Below are 15,457 nucleotides of genomic sequence, written 5' to 3'. Positions count from 1 at the left end.
CGGGTGTGACTGTCGACGGTAAATGGCGGTGTTCTGGCAGAGGTAATTGGCGGCTGTGGTACTCCTGTGGCCTCAGATGTAGCTGCAGATCTGGGTGGCATCGCACTGGGTGGGGTCGCCTTGGGAGGCGGCCTGGTAGTGCTCGGCCACGGAGGCCCTTAGAGCGGTGAGTTCAGCGATTTGCTGGTCGAGGTCGGTGAGTTGCTGGTCCAGCTGGGCGGCTACGTGGGCGCAGGGGGCCTGCCCGGCGTCGCGTACCTGCAGGATCTTCCGGATCTCGGTCAGGGTGAGTCCGGCGAGTTTGCTGCGGCGGATGAACTGCAGGCGGGCGACGGTCTCTGGTGGGTAGTCGCGGTACCCGTTGGGACCGCGGTGCACCGGGGCGAGAAGTCCTTGCTGTTCGTAGAACCGTAGGGCTTTGGTGGTCATCTCGGCCGCTGCGGCGGCTTCACCGATCCGCACGGTGTACCTCGATCCTGGACTGTCTTGTGGCCTTCCACGGTAGAGGAAGGTTCCGGCGCAGAGTTCTGCCTGACCCGGAGGGGGTCGGTGGTCATCCGGGTTCGGTGCGGGAGCGGTCGGTTTCGACGGCCTGCCAGGTCTTGCGGGCGGCGATGAGCACCGGGTCCCACGCCGGGGAGAAGGGTGGGGCGTAGGAGAGGTCGATGTTGAGCAGCTCCTCCACCGGGGTCTCGTGCCACAGCGCCACGGAGAGCACGTCGATGCGTTTGGCCGCGCCTTCTTCCCCGACGATCTGGGCGCCGAGCAGTCGTCCGGTGCCGCGTTCGGCGATGAGCTTGGTGCGGATGGGTTTGGCCCCGGGGTAGTAGCCGGCCCGGGTGGTGGAGTCGACCACCGCGGTGATGGGGTCGAACCCGGCTGCCTGCGCTTCGAGTTCCCCGAGGCCGGTGCGTCCGACTTCGACGTCGCAGATCTTGGTCACGGCGGTGCCGAGCACTCCGGGGAAGGTGGCGTAGCCGCCGCCGATGTTGATTCCGGCGGTGCGGCCTTCCTTGTTGGCGTGGGTGCCCAGCGGGAGGGCCACGTGGCGGCGGGAGACGCGGTGGAACTTCTCCACGCAGTCCCCGGCTGCCCACACCCCCTCGATGCCGGTGCGCAGCCGGCGGTCCACCGTGATCGCACCCGTCGCCCCCAGGGGGATCCCGGCGCGGGCGGCCAGGGCGGTGTTCGGGGTCACACCCAGGCCCAGGATCACCAGATCGGTGGGGATGGTGGCCTGGTCGGTGACCACGGCGGTGACCTGCCCGTTGTGGGTGTCGAAGCCGGTGACGGTCTCCTCCATCCGCACCTCCATCCCGAAGCCTTCCATCGCGGAGGCGATGAGCGCGCCCATGTCGGGGTCCAGGCCCGGCAGCGGGGCCGGGGGGCGTCCGATCACGGTGATGTCCACGCCCCAGGCGCACAGGGCCTCGGCCAGCTCCAGGCCGATGTAGCCGGCCCCGACGACCACCGCCCGGCCCGGCCGGTCCTGCTCCAGCACTGCGCGCAGGGCGAGGCCGTCGTCGAGGGTCTGGACCCCGTGGATGCCGTGTGCCCCGATCCCGGGCAGGGGCGGGCGTGCCGGGGTGGCGCCGGTGGCGACCATGAGCTGGTCGAAGCCCTCCCACCTCTCCCGGCCGGCGGCCAGGTCGCGGACCAGTACGGCGCGGCGGTGGAGGTCGATCTCCAGGACCTCATGGCCGGTGCGGGCGTCGATGGCGTGGTGGTCGCGGAACTGCTGCGGGGTGCGGGCGATCAGCTCCGTGGTGTCGGCGACGTCCTTGCCGATGAAGTAGGGAATGCCGCAGGCCGAATACGAGGTGTAGTGACCGCGTTCGAAGGCCACGATCTCCAACTGCTCCCGGGGTAGCTGGCGGCGGGCGGCGGAGGCCGCGCTCATCCCCGCGGCATCCCCGCCGATGACGACCAATCGCTGGACCATGACTACCCCTTTCGTGCAGTGGCTCGTGAAGCGTGGGCCTGAGGCCGTGCTCGATGTTCAAGGCCTCTGGCTCCACCCGTGGGTGGAGGGCCGGCCCGCTCGAGGCCGGTCCTCAGGCGGCGCAGCAGGAGAGTTTGGAGACGTCGGTGCGGAAGGACTGGGCGGCGATCTTGAGTCCTTCGGCCATCGTCAGATACGGGCACCACAGGGTGGCGACCTGATCCACCGTCATCGAGGCGGAGAGCATGTAGACGCCCGCCGCGGCAAGCTCCCCGGCGTCCTTGGCCACCGCGGTGATGCCCACGACGCGTCCGGTCTCTGCCTCGGCGACGATCTTGACGAACCCGCGGGTGTCACGGTTGACCAGCGCCCTCGGCACGTACTCCAGGGGCAGCACCCGGCATTCGCAGGCCAGACCGGCCTGCCGGGCCTGCTGGTCGGTCATGCCCACCGCCGCGATGGCCGGGGTGGTGAAAGTGACCCGCGGCAGGTGGGTGTAGTCGATCTCCTGGCCGGTGTGGTGAAAGGCGTTCTCCACTGCGGTGACCCCGTGGGCCGAGGCCACGTAGACGTACTGGGGGTGCCCGGTCACGTCCCCGGCCGCCCACACCCTGGGGTGGGAGGTGGCCATCCGGGCGTCGACCACGATCTCGCCGTGCTCACCGGTGTCCACCCCGACCGAGCCGAGGTCCAGGTTCTCGGTGACCGGACGGCGCCCGACCGCGACCATGAGCCGGGTCGCCCGCAGGGTTTCCTGCCCGCCCGGGCCCGTGACGGTGGCCACCACCTCCCCGGTATCCCGGTCGGGAGCCACGGAGGAGACGGTGGCCCGGCGGAGCACCCGGATGCCCTCCTCGGCGAACACGCCCATCAAGGTGCGGGAGACCTCCGGTTCCTCATGGGAGGCCAGCCGGGACCGCACGACCATGGTGACCTTCGAGCCCAGGCGGGCGAAGAGCTGAGCCTGCTCCATGCCCACGTACCCGCCGCCGATGATCAGCAACGACTCCGGCACCTCGTCCAGGTCCATGGCCGTGGTGGACGTCAGGTAGTCCACCTCCGCCAAGCCCTCGACGTCCGGGACGATCGGGGTGGAGCCGGTGGCCACCAGATAATGGGCCGCCCGCACCTGCTGACGGGTACCGTCGGCTCCGGTGACCTCCAGCGCCGGGTCCTCGGCGGTTCCGGTGAACACGGCTTCGCCGGTGGCCAGTTCCCAGCCGTAGTCGGCGATCAGATCGAGGTACTTGTCCGAGCGCATCCCCTCCACCAGCGCGTCCTTACCGGTGATCAGCCCGGGCATGTCCACTCCGGCGGCCGACGTGCTCAGGCCGGGGAACCGTCCTGTGGCGTCCAGCGCCATGTGGCGGGCCTCGGCGGCGGCCAGCAGCGCCTTCGACGGCACGCACCCGGTGTTCACACAGGTACCCCCGACCATGGCACGCTCGACCATCACCACTGATTTGCCGAGATTGGTGGCCCGGATCGCGGCGGCGAAAGCACCACCGCCGGAACCGATGATCGCCAGGTCCACTTCGTGCGTTCCAGTCTCAGGCATGGCCGGCCTCCGTAAATCCGTGATGAAGGCCCCGAGTGGCCTTCTGTGTGCTGCGCTCTGCGCCCAGCCTGCACCTTCCCCTAGAGAGGAAGGTCAAGACGTCGTCGCGGCAACGTCGTGTGCACGACCGTATTCGCCGCAGACCCGGCGGCCTTCTCGAGGAGTCGCTGCCAAAGGCCACTGTCTGGCTGGTGGATCTCAGGAGCCGGTGGCCGGCCTGTGTGGTCAGTGACCGATGAGGAGTGCGTCGCGGGCGGCTTCGACGACTTCGGGGGTGACGGTGGCCAGGTGATTGATCTCCAGGATGCGTCTGATCTGGGTGAGGAGGCGGTCGACGAGGCGGAAGTTGCCGCCGGTGATCCGGGCGATGGTGGCGACTGCGACCGTCTGGGTGAACTCGTCGTCACCGGCCAGTCCGTCGGTGTGCCAGCGGCGGACCAGGACGGCGGTGAGCTCTTCAGGGGTGAGCTGGCGGTATTCGTGGGCGAAACCGACCCGGCTGTAGAGCTGGGGGTAGCGCCCCAGGCGCTTGTCGATGCCGGGCATCCCGATGAGGATCATCCCGATGGTGTGGCGGTCGTAGTAGTCGCGAACCTGTTCCAGTCCGGTCGTCTTGAGCCGGTCGGCCTCGTCGATGATGAGCAGCTCGGTGAGCCCGGAGGACCGCGATTCGGGGTGCACGAACGGGTCGACCCGGCCGTGGCGGTGGTAGTCGATGGCGTAGGAGATCTGCTGGCAGGACCGCGGCAGGGCTTGGTCGACCTGGCGGGGGCTGGCGTTGACGGTCGGGGTCCACAGCGCGGTGCGGGCCTGCAGGACCCGCTCGGGAATGGGGCCGGGCCCGCGGTCCTCGCCCAGGTCTCGTTGCCACTGCTCCCATTCCGGGGCCCCGGCGTAGTGCCGGGCCGAGAGCGTCTTGCCGACCCCGGGTGGGCCCCAGCAAACGCCGATGTAGCGGTGGGCGCGGACGGTGTCGGCGAACTCGGTGAAGCGGCGGTGCTCCCGCGTGGGCAAGAACGCCGGTGCGCCCGGATACGGGGGTGAGGTGAGCCCGTTGATCTCTCCGAACGTGCCGGAGAGGAACCGCCGGCCGTCGTCGTCCTTGCCCAGCAAGCTCCGCGTGGAGTCGGGCTCAGTCGGTGGCATAGGTCCGCAACCGGTGTCGGGGCGCCCGATCCGCCGGCATGTGCTCCGCTGGGTCCAGCGCCGGGGCGGGTGGTGGTGCCCAGCGGTCGTCGGTGGGCAGGGCGTCGGCGAGACTGCGCCGGGCGCGCAGCTGCTGCTTGAGCGCGGCGCGCCGGGCGCCCCGGGCCTGCTGCAGCTGCTGGAGGGTGACCGTCTCGGCGGCCAGTTCGGGGGCGATCGCCCGACACAGGTAGGTGTCCTGGTGGTAGACGCGCACCTCGCCGGCGTCGCGGGGGTCGTAGCGGATGGTCACGGTCTCAGAGACATAGGCGGCCAGCACCGGGGAGATGTAGCGGGTGCCCTGGAAGCGGATGCCGTCGCGCTGGACGATGCGGGTGGTCGCGGCGGTGAGCAACAACAGGTCGAGGTCCTCGCCCCGGGCCGGGGCCCGGGGAATCCACCCGGCCCCGATCCAGCGGGCGGCCGGGGCCTGGCCGGTCTCGGAGTGCACCCGACAGTGGCAGTCCCGCCCGCCACTTCCGGAAGGCAGCTGCCGTGGCCACGACTCTCCAAGAACGCCTGGGCGACCGCCACAATCACCTCAACGCCGTTCGCCTGGCCCTGGCGTCCCTGGTCGTCCTCGGCCATGCCTGGCCGCTGACCGGCGCGGACGGCCCGAGCCTCGAGCTCCTGTCCGACGTGGCCGTCAACGGCTTCTTCGTCCTCAGCGGCTACCTCATCGCCGAGAGCAGGGTACGGTCCCGGCTCGTGCCGTACCTGTGGCGACGGTTCCTGCGCATCTACCCGGCCTTCCTGGTGAGCCTGCTCGTGGTGGCCGCCGTCTTCGCGCCGCTCGCGGCCGCGATCGAGGGCAGGCCGCTCGACCTCGCCTCCGCGGCCGGCTTCGTGCTCAGCAACGGGGACCTGAAGATGTCACAGTGGGGCATCGATGGGACCCTGACCCAGGTTCCGGCTCCGGACTCCTGGAACGGCTCGCTCTGGACGCTGTTCTACGAGGCCCTCGCCTACGTGCTGATCGGTCTCGTCCTCAGCCTCGCCGTCGCGGCACGGCACGCCCGGTGGGCGCTCCCGGCCATGTTCCTCGTCGTGCTCGTCCTCCGCCCCCTGGTCGAGGGTCCACTGGAGGTCACGACCAACCTCTATCTCAACGGCGCCCGGCTCGTGGGCTACTTCCTGGCGGGCGCGGCGGTCTGGGCCTGGGCGGGGACGTGGCGCCCCACCTGGGTGCACACCGCGGGGGCCGCCGTCGTCTACGCCGTCCTGACGGACTCCGGCTGGGCGGACCTGTACGGGCAGCTGCCGCTCGCCGTGCTGCTCCTCGGCCTGGGCGCGGTTCCCTCCCGCAACTGGACCACGCGCACGGACCTCTCCTACGGCGTCTACATCTACGCGTATCCGGTGCAGCAGCTCCTCGTCCTGCTCGGCACGGCCGCCTGGGGTGTCGCCGTCAACTCCGTGCTCGTCCCCCTCCTGACGCTGCCCCTGGCGCTGCTGTCCTGGAGGCTCGTTGAGAAGCCCGCCCTGCGGGCCAAGGCGTGGCTGGATCCCCGCGACCGCCCCGACCGGCGGGTGCCCTCCCCCGGCGCGGCGAACCCGCACACCGCGGCCGTGACGGGGCGCCGTCCGGACTGACCCGGCCGGGCCGCCGGCGTCCTGGCGATGCACCCGCCCCCGGGCCCGGGAGACCCCGCGCCGGGACCGACCCGCCGTGGTGGAACTGGATGTCGACCAGTCGTCGCCTCGGCGAGCTCCACCTCCCAGATCTTCTTCGCCCTCCTGGAGGGCGAAGGCGGCGAGGATCAGCCCGGTCACCGGGTCCACCCACGCCGCGTCGGTCAGCGCGAAGAGGATCAGCCCGGACAGGTAGAGACGGACAGCAGCACGCAGGTCCTGGTTTTGGCAGTGTCAGCCAGGATCAGGTTGTCACTCAGGGCCGTGCCGGCCTTCTCCTGGGCCGCGGCCATCACCGGCATGATGATCAGCGAGAGCACCAGGATGATAATGCTCACCGAGGAGGGTTCGGGGGTCTAGCCCTCGGATTGCCAATTGAGGACCTGCGAGGCAGTCCCGGGTCCGTCGGATTCTCCGGTCCGGGCTACGTCGCTTCTCCACATTATCGACGGGTGCCCCGGCCTAAGGGGAGCAAAGACCGGGGCACCCTAACGCCCGTGCACGGGGTGATGAGAACGGGGTGTTCTCACTTGCAAACTATGCCCTCATTGGCCCGACAGAACAGCCCATAGAGCAAGCAGCGAGCAAGCTATGGGGAATCTTCACGCCGTCTTGAGGAAAGCTATACAAGCGACTTCGAAGTCAAGAGGGCAAGTGGGTTAGAGGCCGAAGGCTCCGCCCTCAAGGAGGGTGACCACGCCCAGGCCGATCAGCACGATCGAGAACAAGATGTGCTCCCACCGTTCCAGGACCTCGGCAGTCCCGTGTTCGCGGGCGGCGACGTACTTGGCGATGGCCACCAGCACTGCGACCATGGCCAAAAGGCGATGCAGTAGGCCACCATCGCGGTCGGGCCCACGGTGACGAACACGGGCACGTAGACCCCGATGTTGCCCCCGCCGTTGGCGAAAGTGATCAATTCGACCGGGGCCAGATACGGGGCCTCAGCCCCGGATGTCCTCGTAGAGCAGGGTGGAGATGTAGCGCTCGCCGAAGTCGCAGACGATCGCCACGATCAGCTTGTCCCGGTTCTCCTCCTTGGCGGCCTCCTGCAAGGCGGCCCACACGATGGCGCCGGAGGAGATCCCGCCGAGGATGCCCTCCTTGGTGCCGAGCTCGCGGGCGACGCGCACGGAGTCCTCGACGGTGACGTCGTAGACGTCGTCGTAGATCGAGCGGTCGAGGTTGTCGGGGATGAAGTTCGCGCCGAGGCCCTGGATCTTGTGGGGGCCGGCCTTGCCCTCGGTGAGCAGCGGCGAGTCGGCGGGCTCGACGACGACGAGGCGCACGTCCGGCTTCTGCTCGCGCAGGTAGCGGCCCGCGCCCGTGATGGTGCCGCCGGTGCCCACGCCGGAGACGAACACGTCGACCTGCCCGTCGGTGTCCTCCCAGATCTCGGGGCCCGTGGTCGCGTAGTGGATCGCAGGGTTGGCCTCGTTGGCGAACTGCTTGGCCAGGACGGCGTTCTCGGTGCCGTCGACGATCTCCTGGGCCTTCTCCACGGCCCCGCGCATGCCCTCCGCGCCCGGCGTGAGCACGATCTGGGCGCCGTAGGCGCGGAGCATGACCCGGCGCTCCGTGGACATGGTCTCGGGCATGGTCAGGATGACCTTGTAGCCGCGGGCGGCGCCGACCATGGCCAGCGCGATGCCGGTGTTGCCGGAGGTGCCCTCGACGATCGTGCCGCCCGGCTTCAGCTGGCCGGACTTCTCGGCGGCGTCGATGATCGCCACGCCGATGCGGTCCTTGACGGAGTTGGCCGGGTTGTAGAACTCCAGCTTCACGGCGACGTTGCCGGGCAGGCCCTCGTCGAGCCGGTTCAGGTGGACGAGCGGGGTGCGGCCCACGAGCTCGGTGACGTCGTGGTAGATCTTCGCCATGTGTGCTCCTCGGTGATAGTGCGGTGGGTTCGTGGCTGCTGACTGGACAGGAAGTGGTTGTCGAAGGATCGTTGCGGGCAGAGAACCGAGAACATCTGGGGCGCATCGGTGCACTTCTCGAGAGGCCCGGCCACGTCCTGGCCGATCCCTGCGGTTCGTACAGCCAGACCCAGGGATCAGACGGGCGTGAGATAGGTGCCGGAAAGGTTCTGGAGCTGGTAGATCCAGCGCACCCAGATCCCGGAGACCATGAGCACTCCCACGAGGATCAGCACGGAGCCACCGGCGAGGTTAAAGGCGCGCATGTGCCGGCGGATGAACGCCAGGGTCTTGGAGACCCAGTTGATGCCCAGGGCGACCATGACGAAGGGAATGCCGAGTCCGAGGCAGTAGACGAAGGCCAGCAGCGCCCCACGCCAGGCGGTGCCAGTGGTGGTGCTCAGGGCCAACACGGCGCTCAGGGTCGGTCCCATGCACGGGGTCCAGCCCAGACCGAACACCACCCCCAGCAGAGGGGAACCGGCCAGGCCTCGGCGCGGCTGCCAGGAAGGCTTCGTCGTGGCCTGCAGGAAGGGCAGTCGCCCGATCAGGGCCAGGCCCATCCCGATGACGAACACGCCCAGGATGCGGATCATCACGTCCTGCCACCGCAGCAACCACCCGCCGATGGCCCCGAACGCAGCCCCGTAGAAGGTGAAGACGAGCGCGAAACCCAGGATGAACAGACCCACACCCGTCAGGACTCTGCGCCGATTACCGGGAGCAGCGGGATCAGTCAACCCCGAGACGTACCCCAGGTAGCCAGGCACCAGCGGCAGGATGCACGGGGAGATGAAGGAGACGATCCCCGCGGTCAGTGCCAAGGGGATCGCCACGAGCAGCGCCCCGGACTGGACGTTCTGGGCGAAGAACTCTCCGACGCTCAACAGAATCACCGGCCCCGCCCCTCACGGGCGGCACGGCCGCTGACCCGCAGATCCTTCCTCATCGGAGCTGCTTACTGTCCTGCCGGGATGGTGGTGGAGAACGTGGCCCCGGCATCGTCGGAGAACTCGATGCCCTGCTCAGTGGCCACCCAAATCTGCAACCCATCCCCGCCGTCCGTGCTGGCGGCCACAGCGGAGGGTTGGCCGGTGGTTCCTCCGGGCCTCTCCCAGCTCTTCCCGGCGTCGCGGCTGACGTGCGCGGTCCCGTCCGGGGCCACCCCCACGGCCGTGTCAGCGTCGGCGAAGGCGGTGATCAGCAGCACCGGGGCGCCTTCGGGTAGCTCCCAGGTGGCCCCGCCGTCATCCGAGCGTTGCACGCCGTCTTCGGTAGTGGCCAGCACGACCGGCCCGTCCGTGGAGGCGGCGAGGTTGACCGGCTGAATCTGGTCGCTGGCCTCGGTCCACACCTGCCCGTCGGTGGTCATCCGTAGAGTGCCGTCAAAGCCGATGACGCCCTCCTCCGAGACCGTCAACGCATGGAAGTCGGACTCGCCCTGACGGGAGAGCTCCTGCCAGGTTTGCCCGCCGTCGGTGGACTCCACCAGACCCAGCGGGTTAGGCAGATCCGAGCCCGAGCCGGGGTGCCCGGAAGCGTAATAGCGCCCGGCAGCGGCGGTAGCAAAACCCATCAGGTCGTTAGTGGGCCCGATCTTCTCCGGAGACTCTCCGCTGATGTTGAACAATCCATTGTGGGTTGCCAACAACAGCTGATCGGTACCCGGGTCCAGCGCCAGGCCGTGAACGTGTCCGAACGGGTTCTCCTCCCCAGACGAGGACGCAGCCTCCCCCGACTCGGTGCCCTGCTGGGTGCAGGCGGTGACGAGCAGAGCGGTCACTGCAGCCATCGCGGCGGTGCGGGTTTTTCGGCTCCCGACGATGTTGGCGTTGAGAATCATGAGGTTACTTTCCTAAAAAGACAGGGGAACGGACTGGTCGGTCTGTCTAGACGCCTACGAAGCGAGTGCTCTCTACTCTCTGCCCGCCTATGTTGCCCGTCCTCTGTTCACGTGGCGGGACCATGTTGGGTTGGTGGGCCATCATCTACTCGGACATCCGCGCCTTGCCCGCGTTGCTGGATCCCGGCTCTTGGCGCGGGATGGCAACGACTCGGCATCGACGACGGCTCCGTCGATGACTACGGCGGCGGCCCGCGTCGAAACCGTGGCCGCGAACACGAAAAAGGCTCCTACGGGCCGCCATCAAGACATCTAATACTATGTGGCATAGTAGACGGGTTGAGAGACCGAGTCCAAAACGTCGCCTTTGCCAACCCCACGGGCTGCATGGACCTGAACCCATGGCGCGGGCGGTCACAACAGAGCGCACCAGGACAGCGCTAGGAACTACCGCCCACCACGCGTCATCGTGGCGCTCACCAGCTCGACACGAGGGCGCACACCGCCGGCCTCACGTCTGTTGGACCTGCAACACTTTGATCCCCTCACTCCGCTTGGCGACTTCTTCATGGAGGCCGTCGCCAGTCATGCGGCTGCGGTGATCACTGCTTCTCGACGGCGCGGCTAGGACTCGAGGACCGGGGCGATGGGAACGGACGCTGCGCGGACGCAGCCTGTGATTGACAGCAGACACCGAGGCCAACGCCATCGCCACCCCGACACTGGCGTTCTCCTCACCGACTCGTTCGCTACCCCCTGTACCGGGTGGTGCATCCGGCCGTGCGCTTCAGACGCTCTGGAGCAACTCCACTGGGCAGGTCTGTGCTTGGAGGGTGGCAAGGGCCGGGGTTGCGGCAACAGCCACCGGCAGGGCCAGCATTGCGGTGGCCGCGACCATCGTCAGCGCCACTCGTGCCCGGTGCAGCGGGGCGGCAGGTGCAGCCAGCCGGCGCACACGTACCAGTGTCGCAGTACCGCTGGCAGCCAGTGCAGAGGCGGGAGCATGTCCGGCCTCGGCCAGTCGCACCAGGGCACTGGCCACGGTGAGCCTGCTGTCATTGCCGGCGGCCGCTCGGTCGTCCGCGGCCAGTTCCACCAGCCGGCCCAGCTCCACTCGCGCCATGGCGAAGATGGGGATTCGAGGAAAGGCCCGCACCAACGCATTGGCACCGATGAGGACCAGATGGTGGTGCCCGTGCAGGTGCGCCAGTTCGTGGCGCAGCACCGCCTGGCGTTGTTGTTCGTCCAGGACGTGTAGGGCTGCGGTAGTGAAGACAATGTCGCGGCGACGCCCGGGCAGACAGTAGGCGGTCGGCACCGCGTGGTCGACCACCAGCACATCGGTGGTCGGATCACGGCGGGAGACCAACGACAGGGAGCCGATGTGCTTTTTTCGGTCCCGCCGGGCAGACATCACCTCGATGGCCAGACAGTAGAGCACCCGGGCCCCGAGCACGAACGCCACCACTGCCCCTGCCGTGCTGCCTGCTGCGCCTCCGGGTGTGGAGTACTGGGCCCGCAGTACCATCGCGCAGGCTTGCAGGAAATTCGCCAATTCCCCGAGGGCCGGCATCACTGGTAGCGCCAGGGACACACCGGCCAGGATGACACTCACCACGATCGAGGCGGTTAGGGCTTGCCAGACCAGGATCCCCAATCGGGGCGACCGGTCGACCCAGCCCCTGCCCTCCAGCAACGGACCCGCCAGGGTGGCGAGCAGTGCGAAGGTGATCAGCAGCACCGGGGTTGTCACGGGGTTGTCCCGGCCGGCGGCCCTGCCGCCTGGTTCAATGCCTCGCGCAGCTGGGTGAGGTCTTCGGCCGGGATCTGCTCCAGGAAGTGCAGCAGCGTGGCTCGCCGGTCGTTGCCACTGGCCAGGACCTCCCCCATGTGCACGGCAGTGTATTGCTCACGCGTGCGGGTGGGCCGGTAGCGGAAGGCGCGCCCGTCGGGTTCCCTGATCAACAAGCCCTTGCGGTGGAGGGTGTCCATGACGGTCTTCACGGTCATGTAGGCCAGTTCCCGCTCCGGTTGCAGGCCGACCAGAACCTCTCGAACGGAAGCCGGAGCGGACCGCGACCACATGAGGTCCATGATCGCCGACTCCAGGTGTCCCAGATGGTGCATGGAGGTCTCCTTCCCGCGTCCAATGCCGCCGCTTCCACACGTTTCCTATGCCCCATAGTAGGGCCCGGCCGAGAAGCGAATTCTGGGCACCGGCACCCTTCTACCCAGCCCTGCAATCCCATTTTCCGGGCTTCCCGCGACATCAGCGACCTGCGCTCCGCGGCCACTGTGGGGTTCATATCGGCATTTCGGTTGTGGACGTAGCCGGAGGTGGCCCGGGCGGCCGCGCGCCAGCGGTGCCCGAAGGTCACCCGGGGCACGTCGGTCTGGCGTTCACCAAGGCCGCGCCACGGGCTAGACCTGCTGCGGGCTCCGGTCACTTCTGGTGCCGCCGCGTGCGGCAGGGATGGCGCAACAGCCTCGCGTCCAAGGCCATGACCAGGGAGGTGGAGGTCCCGCGTAGCCAGCGATAACGCCCATAGGAAGAGATCATTTCCCCCTCCGGCGTCATCGGAACGCCGCGCACCAGCAACAGCGCCTGGACCGTAGAACCGGCAAACCGGCCCTCTTACAGAAGGAAAGAGGCGATGTGAAATCCTCTCCCAGAACAGTTACTATCCATCGTAGTACTTCGGTGGATGGTGGTGCAGCACGTCGGCTGGGAAACAGCGCGGAGTCGAGAACGGTGGCGGCCGCGCAATCGGCTCCGGCCACTCGGTGGCCCCCGATCCCGGGCCTGCCTGGGATCCAGGACCTCAATGCCGGGTGCTGGCCCCGAACCTTCCCATGGCAAGCCCGCGGGGCAACCTCCCCAAACCCATCAGCTTCCCTGCCCATCAGGGCGGGGGTCTGCGCTGCCCCTCCCCCACACCTATTCCAATCCTCAGGTGAAATGCCCATGATCTCCCGCCCCTCGCCCGCCTCCCGTCCGTCCCGCCGCCGTGTGCTCTCGCTCGCGGGCCTCGGCGTCCTCGGGCTCGCCCTCGCCGGGTGCACGGAGGAGGACTCCCTCGCCCAGCAGGCGAACTCGGGGGACCAGAAGGGCTACATCGCCGGGGACGGCACGGTCTCCGAGTACCCGTCCGACCAGCGCGGGGAGCCGGTGCAGTTCACCGGGACGCTCTTCGACGGCACGGCCCTCTCCGCCGAGGACCTGCGCGGGCGGCCCGCGCTGCTCAACTTCTGGTACGCGGGCTGCGCCCCGTGCCGTGTCGAGGCCCCCGACCTGCGGGAGCTCGCCGAGCGGTTCGAGGGGCAGGCCGCCTTTTACGGCGTGAACCTGCGCGACGAGCGGGCCACCGCCGAGGCGTTCGAGCGCACCTTTGAGATCCCGTACCCCTCCGTCGAGGACAAGGACGGGGGAGTGCTCATGGCGCTGAGCGCCTACGTGCCGCCGCAGGCCGTGCCGACCACGCTCGTGCTCGACGCCCGGGGGCGGGTGGCCGCCCGCATCCTCGGCATCGCGGACCGCTCCGTGCTCGAGACCCTCCTCGAGGACACGGTGGCCGAAACGGCATGACGGCTGGCAACCCATCCCGCCCCAGTCCCGGGGTCAGAGAGGCCGGTATGAGCACCACCGCCAGCAACAGGGAGCGCAGCACCGTCAGGGGCGCCGGGGGCTCCTCAACTGCTGGCCCTGGGAAAAGTGAGGTCGAGGTCCCCGCCCTCGGGCCCCTCGGCCTGGCCCGGTGGGCCTGGACACAGCTGACCAAGATGAACACCGCCCTGTTCCTGCTGCTGCTCCTGGCGGTCGCCGCGGTGCCGGGATCGATCTTCCCGCAGCGGATCCAGGACCCGGCGGCGGTCCAGGACTACATCGACAACAACCCCGCCCTGGGGGAGTGGCTGGACCGGGTGCAGCTGTTCGACGTCTTCTCCTCGGCGTGGTTCTCCGCGATCTACATCCTGCTGTTCGTCTCCCTCGTGGGGTGCGTCCTGCCGCGCGCGGCCAAGCACTGGCGGGCGTGGCGGGCCGAGCCCCCGCGCACCCCGCGCCGGCTCGAACGGCTGCCCGAGCACCGCTCCCTCGCCCTGGGCGGGCGCGACGGCGCCGGGGCGCCGGCCCCGGACGATGTCGTCGCCGACGCGGCCCGGCTGCTCAGGAAGCGCGGCTACCGGGTGGCGGTGCGGGACGCCGGCACGGCCGCCCCGTCGGTGGCCGCCGAGCGCGGCATGTGGAAGGAGGTCGGCAACATCGTCTTCCACCTGGCCCTGCTGGGCGTGCTGGTGTCCGTGGCCGTCGGCTCCCTCTTCGGCTACAAGGGCCAAAAAATCCTCGTGGAGGGCGAGTCGTTTGCCAACACCCTCATCGGCTACGACTCCTTCACCCCCGGCACCAACTACGACGCCGACTGGCTCGAGCCCTTCTCGGTGCGGCTCGACAGCTTCGAGGCCGTGTTCAACCGGGACACCACGGACCCGCGCAGCTACGGGGCGCCCCTGGACTTCACCGCGGAGATCACCGTCCAGGAACCGGGTTCGGAGCCGCAGCCGGAGACCCTGAAGGTCAATGCACCGGTGAACGTCAACGGCGTGAAGTCTTTCCTCATTGGTAACGGCTACGCCCCGGTGATCCGGGTCACCGACGGCAACGGGGACGTCGCCTTCGAAGGCCCCGTGGTGACCATCCCCTCCGACGGGGTCTACACGTCCTCGCTGGTGCTGAAGGTCCCGGACGCGCGACCTGACCAGCTCGGCTTCACCGGGTTGCTGCTTCCCACCGCGGTCACCGGACCGGACGGGATGCCGCGATCAGTGGACCCGGGTCTGGCCAACCCACAACTGATCTTGTCCTCCTACTACGGGGACCTGGGGCTGGACAGCGGGGTCCCGCAGAACGTGTACGTCCTCGACGTCGAGGAACTCACCGAGCTCAACGGCATGCTCAGCCAGAGCGGACCGATCGCCATAGACGCCGCGAACCCCGTGCACGAGCTGCCCGAGGGCAAGGGCACGATCGAGTTCCTGGACGTCAAGCGCTACGTGGGCCTGGACATCGTCTACGACCCCGGCCGATTCGGAGCCTTCATCTCCTTCGTCCTGGCGTTCACGGGCCTGCTGATGTCCATGTTCATCTCCCGCCGCCGCGTCTGGGTGCGCGCGGCGAAGGGCGTCGATGAGCACGGCCGGGCCTGCACGGTCCTGGAGTACGGATTGCTGGCCCGCGGCGAGGACCCCCGGCTCGCTACCGAGGCCGAGCGGCTGAGCGAGCTGTTCACCGAGCAATGGGGAACCGCGGATCCGCCTGGGGACCCTGCCGCGCATCGGAGCACGAATCGGGCCTGGAGCGGGCCTAACCACGACTGAGAGGA

Annotated in this window: 14 protein-coding genes and 1 pseudogene; 3 read left to right on the top strand and 12 right to left on the bottom strand. The window is 68.8% G+C overall.

Annotated features, from left to right (window positions below):
- Positions 1-72: 72 nt before the first annotated feature.
- The 5 genes from EQG70_RS08665 to EQG70_RS08645 all read right to left on the bottom strand — a co-directional run bounded on the left by EQG70_RS08665 (position 73) and on the right by EQG70_RS08645 (position 5,136).
- Positions 73-462 carry a heavy metal-responsive transcriptional regulator gene (locus tag EQG70_RS08665; RefSeq protein WP_083529209.1) on the bottom strand — a complete coding sequence of 130 codons (390 nt, stop codon included), beginning with the start codon at positions 460-462 and terminating at the stop codon, positions 73-75.
- Between the two features lie 91 nt (positions 463-553).
- On the bottom strand, positions 554-1,942 hold the full coding sequence (locus EQG70_RS08660; protein ID WP_058857607.1) for an FAD-dependent oxidoreductase: 1,389 nt from the start codon (positions 1,940-1,942) through the stop codon (positions 554-556).
- A gap of 112 nt (positions 1,943-2,054) precedes the next feature.
- Complete coding sequence (gene merA / locus EQG70_RS08655; protein WP_058857606.1) at positions 2,055-3,500, bottom strand: mercury(II) reductase; 1,446 nt, start codon at positions 3,498-3,500, stop codon at positions 2,055-2,057.
- A gap of 225 nt (positions 3,501-3,725) precedes the next feature.
- Positions 3,726-4,646, bottom strand: coding sequence for an AAA family ATPase (locus tag EQG70_RS08650; protein ID WP_083529208.1), 921 nt, complete (start codon positions 4,644-4,646; stop codon positions 3,726-3,728).
- Positions 4,633-5,136 carry a Mu transposase C-terminal domain-containing protein gene (locus tag EQG70_RS08645; protein ID WP_244296691.1) on the bottom strand — a complete coding sequence of 168 codons (504 nt, stop codon included), beginning with the start codon at positions 5,134-5,136 and terminating at the stop codon, positions 4,633-4,635. Before EQG70_RS08645 ends, EQG70_RS08650 begins: the two co-directional genes overlap by 14 nt.
- A 44-nt stretch (positions 5,137-5,180) precedes the next feature.
- On the opposite strand from EQG70_RS08645, the gene EQG70_RS08640 reads away from it, so the two are divergent.
- Positions 5,181-6,278 (top strand): acyltransferase family protein, encoded by a 1,098-nt coding sequence (locus tag EQG70_RS08640; RefSeq protein WP_109269455.1) that lies wholly within the window; start codon positions 5,181-5,183, stop codon positions 6,276-6,278.
- Between the two features lie 218 nt (positions 6,279-6,496).
- On the opposite strand, the gene EQG70_RS18125 is transcribed toward EQG70_RS08640, so the two are convergent.
- The 7 genes and pseudogenes from EQG70_RS18125 to EQG70_RS08610 all read right to left on the bottom strand — a co-directional run bounded on the left by EQG70_RS18125 (position 6,497) and on the right by EQG70_RS08610 (position 12,206).
- Entirely contained in the window at positions 6,497-6,655 is a 159-nt protein-coding gene (locus EQG70_RS18125) for a hypothetical protein (RefSeq protein ID WP_167508873.1), read from the bottom strand.
- Positions 6,656-6,976: 321 nt separating this feature from the next.
- Positions 6,977-7,233: pseudogene (locus tag EQG70_RS08635) on the bottom strand (cadmium resistance transporter); the annotation flags it as partial.
- 28 nt (positions 7,234-7,261) lie between these two features.
- Positions 7,262-8,197 carry a cysteine synthase A gene (gene cysK, locus EQG70_RS08630; RefSeq protein ID WP_109269454.1) on the bottom strand — a complete coding sequence of 312 codons (936 nt, stop codon included), beginning with the start codon at positions 8,195-8,197 and terminating at the stop codon, positions 7,262-7,264.
- Positions 8,198-8,373: 176 nt separating this feature from the next.
- Complete coding sequence (locus EQG70_RS08625) at positions 8,374-9,123, bottom strand: cytochrome c biogenesis CcdA family protein (protein ID WP_109269467.1); 750 nt, start codon at positions 9,121-9,123, stop codon at positions 8,374-8,376.
- A gap of 71 nt (positions 9,124-9,194) precedes the next feature.
- Positions 9,195-10,079 carry a F510_1955 family glycosylhydrolase gene (locus EQG70_RS08620; protein ID WP_109269453.1) on the bottom strand — a complete coding sequence of 295 codons (885 nt, stop codon included), beginning with the start codon at positions 10,077-10,079 and terminating at the stop codon, positions 9,195-9,197.
- A 787-nt stretch (positions 10,080-10,866) separates the two neighbouring features.
- On the bottom strand, positions 10,867-11,820 hold the full coding sequence (locus EQG70_RS08615) for a M56 family metallopeptidase (RefSeq protein ID WP_208746265.1): 954 nt from the start codon (positions 11,818-11,820) through the stop codon (positions 10,867-10,869).
- Positions 11,821-11,828: 8 nt separating this feature from the next.
- Positions 11,829-12,206: a BlaI/MecI/CopY family transcriptional regulator gene (locus EQG70_RS08610; RefSeq protein WP_109269451.1), complete on the bottom strand. Its 378-nt coding sequence runs from the start codon at positions 12,204-12,206 to the stop codon at positions 11,829-11,831.
- Between the two features lie 838 nt (positions 12,207-13,044).
- On the opposite strand from EQG70_RS08610, the gene EQG70_RS08605 reads away from it, so the two are divergent.
- On the top strand, positions 13,045-13,665 hold the full coding sequence (locus EQG70_RS08605) for a TlpA family protein disulfide reductase (protein ID WP_109269450.1): 621 nt from the start codon (positions 13,045-13,047) through the stop codon (positions 13,663-13,665).
- A 47-nt stretch (positions 13,666-13,712) separates the two neighbouring features.
- Positions 13,713-15,452 carry a cytochrome c biogenesis protein ResB gene (gene resB, locus EQG70_RS08600; protein WP_109269449.1) on the top strand — a complete coding sequence of 580 codons (1,740 nt, stop codon included), beginning with the start codon at positions 13,713-13,715 and terminating at the stop codon, positions 15,450-15,452.
- Positions 15,453-15,457 lie beyond the last annotated feature (5 nt).

The sequence above is a fragment of the Kocuria rosea genome, from assembly GCF_006094695.1.
GTDB lineage: Bacteria > Actinomycetota > Actinomycetes > Actinomycetales > Micrococcaceae > Kocuria > Kocuria rosea.
This window is presented reverse-complemented; position numbering and strand designations above follow the sequence as displayed.